This window comes from Streptomyces sp. NPDC097981 (assembly GCF_040302565.1).
Classification (GTDB): Bacteria; Actinomycetota; Actinomycetes; order Streptomycetales; family Streptomycetaceae; genus Streptomyces.
Window position 1 is genome coordinate 43,787 of sequence record NZ_JBEORW010000009.1, and the last position, 11,627, is coordinate 55,413.

An 11,627-nucleotide genomic window follows, 5' to 3' on the forward strand; every position below is an offset into this window, starting at 1 on the left:
TGCGTGCCGGGCGACCACTGGGCCGTTCGGAGGGAAGGTTAGCCTAACCTTGGCTGAAAGCGGTAAGGGGGCCCTAAGTTCTAGGGCCCCCAGGTACTGCGTGCGCGGTGTCTAGCCGGCGAAGCCCAGTTCGCGGGCGATGAGCATGCGCTGCACCTCGCTGGTGCCCTCGCCGATCTCCAGGATCTTGGAATCGCGCCACATGCGCGCCACGGGGTACTCGTTCATGAACCCGTAGCCGCCGTGGATCTGGGTGGCCTCACGCGCGTTGTCGACGGCGACGGTGGAGGAGTACAGCTTCGCGATCGCCGCCTCCTTCTTGAACGGCTCCCCGGCCACGAGGCGGGAGGCCGCGTCGCGCCAGCCGATCCGCGCCATGTGGGCGCGCATCTCCATGTCCGCCAGCTTGAACTGGATGGACTGGTTGTCGCCGATGGGCCGGCCGAAGGCCTTGCGCTCCTTCGCGTACTTCACCGACTCGTCCACGCAGCCCTGCGCGAGGCCCGTGGCGAGCGCCGAGATGGCGATGCGGCCCTCGTCGAGGATGCGCAGGAACTGGGCGTAGCCGCGGCCCTCCTGGCCGACCAGGTTGGCCAGGGGCACGCGCACGTTGTCGAACGCCAGCTCGCGGGTGTCCGACGAGTTCCAGCCGACCTTGGAGTACGGGGCGGCCACCGTGAAGCCGGGGGTGCCGGACGGGACGATGATCGAGGAGATCTCCGGACGGCCGTCCGCCTTGCGGCCCGTCACGGCGGTGACGGTGACCAGACCGGTGATGTCCGTACCGGAGTTGGTGATGAAGCACTTCGAGCCGTTGATCACCCACTCGTCGCCGTCCTTGACGGCCGTGGTGCGGGTGCCGCCGGCGTCGGAGCCGCCGTCCGGCTCGGTCAGGCCGAAGGCGCCGAGCACCTCGCCGGCGCACATCTTCGGCAGCCACTGCTGCTTCTGCTCTTCGGTGCCGAAGAGGTAGATGGGCATGGCGCCCAGCGAAACGCCCGCCTCCAGGGTGATGGCGACCGAGGAGTCGACGCGGGCCAGCTCCTCCAGGGCGATGCCGAGGGCGAGGTAGTCGCCGCCCATGCCGCCGTACTCCTCCGGGAAGGGCAGGCCGAACAGGCCCATGCGGCCCATCTCGCGGACGATCTCGTACGGGAACTCGTGCCGCTCGTACAGGTCGCCGATCTTGGGGGCGACGACGTCGTGCGCGAACGCCTCGACGGTACGGCGGAGTTCCTCGTGCTCGGGGGTGAGCCGGTGGTCGAGGGGCATGTCTTCGTTACTCCTTGTGGGAGAGGGCGCGGACGGTACGGGAGGGGCTGGGGCGTCCCAGCTGCTCGGCCATCCACACGCTCGTGGCGGTGAGGGCGGCCAGGTCGACGCCGGTCTCGATGCCGAGACCGTCGAGCATCCACACCAGGTCCTCGGTGGCGAGGTTGCCGGTGGCGCTCTTCGCGTACGGGCACCCACCGAGGCCGCCTGCGGAGGCGTCGACGGTGGTCACCCCGTGCTGGAGCGCGGCGAGGGTGTTGGACAGCGCCTGGCCGTAGGTGTCGTGGAAGTGCACACCGATCCGGTCGGCGGGCACGCCTTCTTCGTTCAGCTCGCTCAGCAGCACCCGGACGTGGCCGGGCGTGGCGACGCCGATGGTGTCGCCGAGGCTGAGCTCGTCGCAGCCGAGGTCGAGCAGGGCCTTGGCCGTGCGGACGACCTGGTGGACCGGGACCGGCCCCTCCCACGGGTCGCCGAAGCACATGGAGAGATAGCCGCGGACGTGCGCCTTGCCCTCCTTGGCGCGGGCCACGACCGGCTCGAACATCGCGAGGGACTCGGCGACGGTCCGGTTCAGGTTGCGGGAGGCGAAGGTCTCGGTCGCCGAGCCGAACACGGCGATGCGGTCCGCGCCGAGGGCCAGGGCGCGGTCCAGCCCGCGCTCGTTGGGCACGAGGACGGGCAGGTGCACCCCGGCCAGGTCCTGGAGCTGCGGGAACAGCTCCTCGGCGTCCGCCAGCTGGGGCACCCACTTGGGGTGCACGAAGCTGGTCGCCTCGACGGTGGTCAGACCGGCCGCGGCCAGCCGGTGGATGAACTCGGCCTTGACGTGGGTGGGTACGGCCGTCTTCTCGTTCTGGAGACCGTCGCGGGCACCGACCTCGTGGATGCGGACGCGGGCCGGCAGCCCGGGGGCCGGGACGGTCATGGGCAGCCCGTTCACTTCGCCTCCTCCTCTTCCTCGTCCGGGGTGACGACGGCCAGGACCTGGTCCATGGCCACGGTGGTACCGGGAGAGACGTCCAGCTCGGTGACCGTGCCGGCGTGCGGGGCGGAGATGACGTGCTCCATCTTCATCGCTTCCACGACGAGCAGGCTCTGCCCGGCGGCGACGCGGTCGCCGACGGCGACCTTGACGACGGTGACGGTGCCGGGCATGGGGGCGGCGAGGGTGTCGGCGCCCGCGTGTCCGGCACCGGTGAGGGCGGCGGCGACGGGGTCGTGGTCCTGCACGTGCCAGGAGTCGCCGTCGCGGCCGAGCCAGGCCCCCTCCGGGGAGGTGGCGTAGGAGAACCGGTGGGTGACCCCGTCGAGTTCGACCGTCAGGTACTCGGCGGTCCGGGCCACGATCCGGCCGCGGGCCGGTGCGCCGGGCCTCTGCCCCAGACCCCGCGCCTCAATCGCCGGCAGGGCCGGATTCCGGCCGGCGTCGCCGTCGGCTGCGGGTGCGAGCAGCAGCTCCGTGCCGGAACCGTACGGGCGGGTGCGGACGGCGACGGGCTCCTGGCCGGGGAGGCGGAAGTGGTGGACCGTCCAGGCGGGGGTGCCGCCCAGGCGCCAGCCGTTGGCCGCCCCGAACGGGTCGACCCAGGCATCCGGCCCCGCCGGCGTCTGAGGCGCGGGTCCGGGCAGAGCCCGGTTCCGGGAAGGGGCGGGGTGGGGGACGGACAGCAGGGCCGCAGCCGCGTACACCTCGGGCGGCACGCCCTCCGGCAGGAGGGACCCCAGGTCCCGCTCGACCAGGCCCGTGTCGAGGTCGCCCGACACCACGTCCGGGTGCGCCAGCAGCCTCCGCAGGAAACCGGCGTTGGTCTGGACACCCAGGATCACCGTGTCGGCGAGGGCGCCCCGCAGCACCCGGAGGGCCGCGGCCCGGTCCGGGCCGTACGCGATCACCTTCGACAGCATCGGGTCGTAGGTCGAGCCCGTGTCGACCCCCGCCGCCAGCCCGGAGTCCGTGCGTACCGACCCGCCCGAGGGCTCGGACAGCGCCAGGACCGTCCCCCCGGAGGGCAGGAACCCGCGCGCCGGGTCTTCCGCACAGACGCGGGCCTCGATCGCATGCCCGGTCAGCCGGATCCCGGACTGGTCGAAGCCCAGCTCGGCGCCGGAGGCGACCCGCAGCTGTTGCTCCACCAGGTCCAGCCCGGTGATCAGCTCGGTGACCGGGTGCTCCACCTGGAGGCGGGTGTTCATCTCCATGAAGTAGTACGAGGACGGGTCCCCCCCCGGGACGATGAACTCCACCGTGCCCGCGCCGACGTACCCGCACGAGCGGGCCGCCTCCACCGCTGCCGCGCCCATCGAGGCCCGCAGCTCCGGCGTGAGCAGGACCGACGGGGCCTCCTCGATGACCTTCTGGTGGCGCCGCTGGAGCGAGCACTCGCGCTCGCCCAGGTGCACCACGTTGCCGTGCGCGTCGGCCAGGACCTGGATCTCGATGTGCCGCGGCCGGTCCACCCACCGCTCCACGAGCAGGGTGTCGTCGCCGAAGGACGACCGCGCCTCGCGGCGCGCCGCCGCGATCTCTTCCGCCAGCACGGCGGCGTCCCGCACCAGCCGCATGCCCTTGCCGCCGCCGCCCGCCGAGGGCTTGAGCAGCACCGGCATGCCGATCTCCTCGGCGGCCGCGACCAGTTCGGCGTCCGACAGGCCGCTTCCCGAGGAGCCGGGCACGACCGGGACCCCGGCCGCCTTCACCGTCTCCTTCGCGCGGATCTTGTCGCCCATCAGGGAGATCGCCGAAGCCGGCGGCCCGATGAAGGCCAGGCCCGCCTCGGCGCAGGCGGCCGCGAAGGCCGCGTTCTCGGCGAGGAAGCCGTAACCCGGGTGGACGGCCTCGGCGCCGGTGCGGCGGGCGGCGTCGAGCAGCCGCTCCACCGACAGGTAGCTCTCGGCGGCGGCCGCCGGGCCGATCCGGACGGCCGTGTCGGCCTCCCGTACGTGCCGTGCGTCCGCGTCCGCGTCGCTGAAGACGGCCACGGACCGCACGCCGAGCTCCCGCAGCGTGCGGATGACCCGGACCGCGATCTCGCCGCGGTTGGCGACCAGAACAGTGCTGAACATCGAAGAGGTCCTCACGTCACACGTCACATACGGAAGATGCCGAAGCCCGAGTCGCCCAAGGGGGCGTTCGCGCACGCGGTCAGGGCCAGTCCCAGCACCTGCCGGGTCTCCATCGGGTCGATGACCCCGTCGTCCCACAGCCGCGCGGTGGCGTAGTAGGAGTTGCCCTGTTCCTCGTACTGCGCGCGGACCGGGGCCTTGAAGGCCTCCTCGTCTTCGAGCGGCCACTCCTGGCCGGCGCCCTCGATCTGGTCCCGCTTGACCGTGGCGAGCACGGACGCGGCCTGCTCGCCGCCCATCACCGAGATCTTGGCGTTGGGCCACATCCACAGGAACCGCGGCGAGTACGCCCGGCCGCACATCGAGTAGTTGCCCGCGCCGTACGAGCCGCCGACGACCACGGTCAGCTTCGGGACCCGGGTGCAGGCCACGGCCGTGACCATCTTCGCGCCGTGCTTGGCGATGCCGCCGGCCTCGTAGTCGCGGCCGACCATGAAGCCCGAGATGTTCTGGAGGAAAAGGAGCGGGATCCCGCGCTGGTCGCACAGCTCGATGAAGTGCGCGCCCTTCTGGGCGGATTCGGCGAACAGGATGCCGTTGTTGGCGACGATCCCGACCGGGTGTCCGTGGATCCGGGCGAAGCCGGTGACCAGGGTCTGCCCGAACTCCGACTTGAACTCCTGGAAGCGGGACCCGTCCACGATCCGGGCGATGATCTCGCGGGCGTCGTACGGGGTGCGCGAGTCGACGGGGACCGCGCCGTACAGCCCGTACGGGTCCACCTTCGGCTCTTGCGGTGCCTCGACCGACCAGGGCAGGGCCCCGCGCTCGGGCAGGGTCGCCACGATGTTCCGTACGATCCGCAGCGCGTGCGCGTCGTCCTCCGCGAGGTGGTCGGTGACGCCCGAGATCCGGGAGTGGACCTCGCCGCCGCCGAGCTCCTCGGCCGTGACCACCTCGCCGGTGGCGGCCTTCACCAGCGGCGGGCCGCCGAGGAAGATCGTGCCCTGGCCGCGGACGATGACGGCCTCGTCGCTCATCGCCGGGACGTACGCGCCGCCCGCCGTGCAGGAGCCGAGGACGGCGGCGATCTGCGGGATGCCGGCGCCTGACATGCGGGCCTGGTTGTAGAAGATGCGGCCGAAGTGCTCCCGGTCGGGGAAGACCTCGTCCTGCATGGGGAGGAAGGCGCCGCCCGAGTCGACCAGGTAGAGGCAGGGGAGACGATTCTCCAGGGCCACTTCCTGGGCGCGCAGGTGCTTCTTGACGGTCATCGGGTAGTACGTGCCGCCCTTGACGGTGGCGTCGTTCGCGACGATCACGCACTCGCGGCCGCTGACCCGGCCGATGCCCGCGATGACCCCGGCGGCCGGGGCCGCGCCCCCGTACATGCCCTCGGCGGCCAGCGGGGCCAGCTCCAGGAAGGGGGATCCGGGGTCGAGGAGGGTGTCCACGCGGTCGCGGGGGAGCAGCTTCCCGCGGGCGGTGTGGCGGGCGCGGGCCTTCTCGCCACCGCCGAGCCGGGCCGCGTCGAGCCGGGCCCGCAGCCCCTCGGCGAGCTCGCGGTGGGCGGCCTCGTTGGTCCGCCAGGCCTCGGACGCCGGGTCCGCGGCGCTCGTCAGCACTGGTGCCTGCTGCATCGGTCGAGCTCCCTTGCTCGGTGCACGCTGTTAATGAGCGTTAACGCATGTACGACTTAGGTTAACGACCGCTAACGGCCCTGTCTAGAATGGATTCCCATGAGCACCAGAGCGGCCGCCCCGACCCGTCGCGAGCAGATCCTCAGTGAGGCCGCGCGCCTCTTCGCCGCCCGCGGATTCCACGGCGTCGGCGTGGACGAGATAGGGGCTGCGGTGGGCATCAGCGGCCCCGGCCTGTACCGCCACTTCGCGGGCAAGGACGCCATGCTCGCGGAGCTGCTGGTCGGGATCAGCGAGCGGCTGCTGACCGGAGGCCGCCACCGGGTGGCCGAGGCCGCGGGCGACCCGGTCGGCGTGCTGGCCTCCCTCATCGACGGCCACATCGACTTCGCCCTCGACGACCGGGCGCTGATCACCCTCCACGACCGGGAGCTGGACCGGTTGCGGGACGCCGACCGCAAGCTCGTACGGCAGCTCCAGCGGCAGTACGTGGAGTTGTGGGTGGAGGTCGTGCGGGAACTGCACCCGGAGGTCGGCGAGGCGGAGGTACGGGTGGCCGTCCATGCCGTCTTCGGCCTGCTCAACTCCACCCCGCACCTGGCGGCGCTCGGCCGCGAGGCGACGGAATCGCTGCTGCGGCGGTTGGCCCACGGGGCGTTCGGGGCGCTGTCGGGATGAAGCCACGTGTCCGCCGGTCGGGATGGAACCGACGACTCCGGCCCGGCGGCGGCAGAATGGGCCGCATGCCGAAGCCGATAGAGACGCCCGTACCGAGCCGCGCCGAACTCGTCGACCATCTGGTCCGCACCCGGATCTCGGGTCAGGTCGCGACGCCACGCGAGAACAACCTGTCGCACTACCGCAAGCTCGCCAACGGCGACCGGCACTACTGGCTGGGCCTGGAACTGGGCGACCGCTGGGCGGACGAGCAGGACGTGCTCGCCGTGATGGCGGAGCGGTGCGGGGTCGTCGACGACGCCGCGTACCGGTTCGGCCAGGACACGATCGACCCGGAGCTGACGGTGTCCGGCCTGGAGCGGATGGCCGCACGGCTGCGGAAGGCGGCCCTCGACCGGCAGCGCGTGCTGCTGGCCACCGGGCACCCGGGCGGCCTGCTGGACGTCCACCGGGCGACGGCGGCCGCGCTGCGCGCGGCGGGCTGCGAGATCGTGGTGATCCCCTCCGGCCTGGTCGCGGACGAGGGCTCGGTGTGGCAGTTCGCGGACGTCGCCGTCCTGGAGCGCGGGGCGACGCTGTGGCACACCCACTCGCCGGAGCCGATGGCCGCGATCCTGGACGGCCTGACGGCGGAGGGCCGCCCCCAGCCGGACCTGGTCGTCGCCGACCACGGCTGGGCGGGGTGCGCGGCGCAGCGCGGGCTGGACGCGGTGGGCTACGCGGACTGCAACGACCCGGCGCTGTTCGTCGGCGAGGCGGAGGGCACCCTCCAGGTGGCGGTGCCGCTGGACGACCACGTGCGCGACCCGCGCTTCTACGACCCGATGGTCGCGTACCTGCTGGCTGCCGCAGGCCTCCTCTGACCCGGACTCCGAGTCCGATCCGCGGGCTCCGGCCCCCGCACCCCGGGCGGAGCCCCGGGACACGGGGGCAGGAGCGGAGCGGCTAGCGGACCCAGCCGGCGGTCATGGACTGCACGGCCGAGCCGTCGAGGTCGGTGAGCTTGGTGGCGACGAAGTCGCGGGCCCAGTCGGAGGTCTGCACGCGGAACGGCATCCGGTCGGCGGTCAGCGCCTCGACGACGGGGGCCGCGGCCTCCGCGGGGGTCTGCGCGTTGGCGAAGGACTGCGTGGTGCGCTCGACGTACGTCTTCAGCGCGGGGGCGTACGGTCCGGCCTCGGCGAGCAGGGCCGGTACGTCGAGCTGCAGGCTGGCGACGAACTCGCTGGCGACGGCGCCCGGTTCGACGACGGCCACCTGGACCCCGGTGGACGCGGCGACCGGCGCCAGCGACTCCATGAAGCCCTCGACGGCGAACTTGGCCGCGCAGTAGGCCTCGTTGAACGGCTGGCCGATCACGCCGCCGACGCTGGTGACGGTGAGGACCCGCCCGCCGGAGGCGCGCAGGTGGGGGAGGGCGGCCAGGGTCAGCTCGACGACGCCGAAGTAGTTGACCTCCATCGCGGCCCGGACCGGCTCCATGCCCATCTGCTCGATGGTGCCCACGAACCCGGCGCCCGCGTTGTTCACGACCGCGTCGAGCCGGCCGTGTTCGGCGACGACCTCCGCCACGCAGGCGGCGACCGAGGCCGCGTCGGTCACGTCCAGCCGCTTGACCTGCACCAGGTCGGCCACGCCCGCCTCGTCGGCGGCCTTGCGCAGGGCGTCGGCCCGGCCGGTGTCGCGCATGGTGGCGACGGTGTGCCAGCCGGCCTGGGCGGTGGCGACGGCCGCGGCCAGGCCGATGCCGGAGGAGGTGCCGGTGATGAGGACGGTCTTGGTGCTCATGGAAAGTCTCCCTTTATCTGTGCGTGCACACACACATTATCTTTGTGTGCGTGTGCACGCAACCGGTACCCTGTCCGCATGGCGCACAACGAGCTCACCATGGGCGGTCTCACCTCCCGGGACCACGCCTTCTACGGACTGGTCTGGGCCGGTACCACCCTCACCGCGCGGGTCGACCAGGCCCTCACGCGCCACCACGACCTCCCGCTGTCCTGGTTCGAGGTCATGCTGTGGCTGCGCGGCCAGAAGGAGCCGGTCGCCCCCTCCGAGCTCGGCGCCAGGACCCTGCTCAGCCGGAGCCAGGTCTCCCGCGTCGCCGACTCGCTCCAGGCCCGCGGACTGGTCGAGCGGATACCCTCGCCGACGGATGCCCGGTCGGTCGGCATCGCCCTCACCGAAGCGGGCCGCCGCGCCTTCGCGGAGGCCGACGCCACCCGCCGCGAGGCCCTCGCCGAGGTCTTCGACGACCGGCTCGACGACGCCGACATCGCCGCCCTGGAAGCCGTCTGGGCCAAGCTCAAGAATCCGAAGGGGCCGTCGTCGGCTCCTTGAGCACCCTGCGCCGCAGCAGGGGTGCCAGCGGCGCCGCGAGCGCACACGCCGCGGCGGTCGCGGCGGCGGCCATGACGGCCGGGTTCACCCAGCCGGGGATCAGCTGCCGCCCGCCCGGATCCCCGGGATGGTCGGCGCAGTGCACGGAGAGCGGGAACGACGATTCCCAGACGACCGTCTTCTCGCGTTCGCCGTACAGGGCGTACCCGCACACCTCGTCGGGATCGAGGACGTACACGCCGTACGACAGGCCCCAGATGTACACCGAGCCGACGGCGCACAGGGCGAGGAGGGCCGCCAGCAGGAAGGTGAACGGGCCGAGCAGGTCCGCGGCGGAGCGCCGCCGGACCGTGACCACCAGGTGGACGGCCAGCCGGCCGAGAACCAGGACGCCCGCGAACGGAGAGATCACGGCGAGGGCGAAAAGGAAAGCGATCATGCTTCCAGCCGACGCCCCGCCGGCCTGGTCAGTTCCGCACTGTGGCCGAGCGCACGCGGGATCTTCGAGGTCAGGCGCGCGGGACGCGCACCACACCCTCCTGGATGACGGTCACGGCGAGGCGCCCGTCCTGCGTCCAGATCCGGGCCTGCCCGAGGCCCCGCCCGCCGGCCGCCGACGGGGACTCCTGGTCGTACAGCAGCCACTCGTCGGCGCGGAACGGCCGGTGGAACCACATCGCGTGGTCCAGCGAGGCGCCCACCACGTCGCCCACCGCCCAGCCTCCCCGGCCGTGCGCGAGCAGCACCGAGTCGAGCAGGGTCATGTCCGAGACGTAGGTGGCCAGGCACGTGTGCAGGAGCGCGTCGTCGCTCTCCAGCTTGCCGGCGGTACGGAACCACACCTGCGAGCGCGGCTCGACCGGCTCGCCGACGCTGCCCCAGGGCGGGACCGTCGCGTACCGCAGGTCCACCGCGGCGCGCGCGTCGAGCAGCCGCTCCACCGTGCCCGGGTCGCGGAAGATCTCCCGGTACGCGGGCAGCGACTCGGCGGCCGTCGGCAGCGTCTCGGGGTCGGGCGCGTCGGGCATCGCGGCCTGGTGGTCGAGGCCCTCCTCGTACGTCTGGAAGGACGCGGAGAGGTGGAAGACCGGCTGGCCGTGCTGGACGGCGACGACCCGGCGGGTGGTGAAGGAGCGCCCGTCGCGGATCCGGTCGACCGAATACACGATGGGCGCGCCCGGGTCCCCGGGGCGCAGGAAGTACGAGTGCAGCGAGTGCGCGGTGCGGTCCTCGGGCACGGTCCGGCCGGCCGCGACCATCGCCTGGGCCGCGACCTGGCCGCCGAAGACGCGCGGTACCAGCGCCGAACGGCTGGTACCGCGGAAGATGTTCTCCTCGATCTGCTCCAGGTCGAGCAGATCGAGGAGCGTCGCCAGTGCCTCGTTCATGAGGGGAAAGGCAAGTCCCTTGTCCCGACGGGTCCTCAGAGGCCCATCGACTTGGCGATGATGGACTTCATGATCTCGCTGGTGCCGCCGTAGATGCGGTTGACGCGGTTGTCTGCGTACAGGCGGGCGATCGGGTACTCGTTCATGTAGCCGTAGCCGCCGTGCAGCTGGAGGCAGCGGTCGATCACGCGGTGCGCGACCTCGGTGCAGAAGAGCTTCGCGGAGGCGGCCTCGGCGGGGGTCAGCTCGCCGGCGTCCAGGGCCTCCAGGGCGCGGTCCGCGACGGCCTGGGCGGCGTCCACCTCGGCCTGGCAGGCGGCCAGCTCGAACTTGGTGTTCTGGAAGTGCGCGACCGGCTTGCCGAAGACGGTGCGGTCGGTGACGTACTGCTGGGCGAACCGGACGGCCGCGGCAGCCTGGGCGTACGCGCCGAAGGCGATGCCCCAGCGCTCGGAGGCCAGGTTGTGGCCGAGGTAGTAGAAGCCCTTGCCCTCCTCGCCGAGCAGGTCCTCGACCGGGACCTTGACGTCGACGAACGCCAGCTCGGCGGTGTCGGAGGTGCGCAGGCCGAGCTTGTCGAGCTTGCGGCCGATCGAGTAGCCCTCGGACTTGGTGTCCACGGCGAAGAGGGAGATGCCGAAGCGGCGGTCGTCCTCGCGCGGGGCGGAGGTGCGGGCGCAGACGATCACCCGGTCGGCGTGCACGCCGCCGGTGATGAAGGTCTTGGAGCCGTTGAGGACGTAGTGCGTGCCGTCCTCGGAGAGCTTGGCGGTGGTCTTCATGCCCGCGACGTCGGAACCGGTGCCCGGCTCGGTCATCGCAAGGGCCCACATCTCCTCACCGGAGACGAACTTCGGCAGGTAGCGCTTCTTCTGCTCGTCGTCGGCCAGCATCTTGATGTAGGGGAGGGCGAGCAGCACGTGCACGCCGGAGCCGCCGAAGTTCACGCCCGCGCGGGAGGTCTCCTCGTACAGGACGGCCTCGAACTTGTGGGTGTCGAGGCCCGCGCCGCCGAACTCCTCGGGGACGTTGATACCGAAGACGCCCAGCTCGCCGAGCTTGTAGTAGAAGTCGCGCGGAGCCTGGCCGGCCGCGAACCACTCGTCGTAGACCGGGACGACCTCGGCCTCTATGAAGGCGCGGATGGTCTCGCGGAACGCCTCGTGGTCCTCGTTGAAAACGGTACGGCGCACGGCCGGCTCCCTTCGGTCGCGGCGGTCCGCCGCCGTTGGCTAAGCGCTTG

At 72.2% G+C, this 11,627-nt stretch carries 11 protein-coding genes; 3 read left to right on the plus strand and 8 right to left on the minus strand.

The features are described from left to right. Positions 1 to 111: 111 nt before the first annotated feature. From ABTY04_RS11230 to ABTY04_RS11245, 4 genes are read right to left on the minus strand one after another with little or no spacing between them, the layout of a single operon-like run. The gene (locus ABTY04_RS11230; protein ID WP_352213097.1) at positions 112 to 1,272 is read right to left on the minus strand and encodes an acyl-CoA dehydrogenase family protein; all 1,161 of its coding nucleotides are present in this window, start codon (positions 1,270 to 1,272) and stop codon (positions 112 to 114) included. Between the two features lie 7 nt (positions 1,273 to 1,279). Next, positions 1,280 to 2,200, minus strand: a complete 921-nt coding sequence (locus ABTY04_RS11235) for a hydroxymethylglutaryl-CoA lyase (protein WP_352213232.1) — start codon at positions 2,198 to 2,200, stop codon at positions 1,280 to 1,282. Positions 2,201 to 2,211: 11 nt separating this feature from the next. Next, on the minus strand, positions 2,212 to 4,338 hold the full coding sequence (locus ABTY04_RS11240) for an ATP-binding protein (protein WP_352213098.1): 2,127 nt from the start codon (positions 4,336 to 4,338) through the stop codon (positions 2,212 to 2,214). Between the two features lie 23 nt (positions 4,339 to 4,361). Next, positions 4,362 to 5,978 carry a carboxyl transferase domain-containing protein gene (locus ABTY04_RS11245; RefSeq protein ID WP_352213099.1) on the minus strand — a complete coding sequence of 539 codons (1,617 nt, stop codon included), beginning with the start codon at positions 5,976 to 5,978 and terminating at the stop codon, positions 4,362 to 4,364. A gap of 99 nt (positions 5,979 to 6,077) precedes the next feature. Here ABTY04_RS11245 and ABTY04_RS11250 point away from each other — a divergent pair, with 99 nt between their 5' ends. Beyond that, a complete protein-coding gene (locus ABTY04_RS11250; protein WP_352213100.1) occupies positions 6,078 to 6,656 on the plus strand; it encodes an SACE_7040 family transcriptional regulator in 579 nt (192 codons plus the stop codon). 56 nt (positions 6,657 to 6,712) lie between these two features. Further along, positions 6,713 to 7,519 (plus strand): phosphatase, encoded by an 807-nt coding sequence (locus ABTY04_RS11255; RefSeq protein WP_352213101.1) that lies wholly within the window; start codon positions 6,713 to 6,715, stop codon positions 7,517 to 7,519. An 82-nt stretch (positions 7,520 to 7,601) separates the two neighbouring features. On the opposite strand, the gene ABTY04_RS11260 is transcribed toward ABTY04_RS11255, so the two are convergent. Then, positions 7,602 to 8,444, minus strand: a complete 843-nt coding sequence (locus tag ABTY04_RS11260; RefSeq protein WP_352213102.1) for an SDR family NAD(P)-dependent oxidoreductase — start codon at positions 8,442 to 8,444, stop codon at positions 7,602 to 7,604. Between the two features lie 78 nt (positions 8,445 to 8,522). On the opposite strand from ABTY04_RS11260, the gene ABTY04_RS11265 reads away from it, so the two are divergent. Continuing rightward, a complete protein-coding gene (locus ABTY04_RS11265) occupies positions 8,523 to 8,996 on the plus strand; it encodes a MarR family winged helix-turn-helix transcriptional regulator (protein WP_352213103.1) in 474 nt (157 codons plus the stop codon). On the opposite strand, the gene ABTY04_RS11270 is transcribed toward ABTY04_RS11265, so the two are convergent. The 3 genes from ABTY04_RS11270 to ABTY04_RS11280 all read right to left on the minus strand — a co-directional run bounded on the left by ABTY04_RS11270 (position 8,962) and on the right by ABTY04_RS11280 (position 11,577). Next, entirely contained in the window at positions 8,962 to 9,435 is a 474-nt protein-coding gene (locus ABTY04_RS11270; RefSeq protein WP_352213104.1) for a hypothetical protein, read from the minus strand. The two genes, ABTY04_RS11265 and ABTY04_RS11270, sit on opposite strands and share 35 nt — an antisense overlap. A 70-nt stretch (positions 9,436 to 9,505) precedes the next feature. After that, the gene (gene tesB, locus ABTY04_RS11275; RefSeq protein WP_352213105.1) at positions 9,506 to 10,384 is read right to left on the minus strand and encodes an acyl-CoA thioesterase II; all 879 of its coding nucleotides are present in this window, start codon (positions 10,382 to 10,384) and stop codon (positions 9,506 to 9,508) included. A gap of 35 nt (positions 10,385 to 10,419) precedes the next feature. Beyond that, complete coding sequence (locus ABTY04_RS11280; protein WP_352213106.1) at positions 10,420 to 11,577, minus strand: acyl-CoA dehydrogenase family protein; 1,158 nt, start codon at positions 11,575 to 11,577, stop codon at positions 10,420 to 10,422. Positions 11,578 to 11,627: the final 50 nt, after the last annotated feature.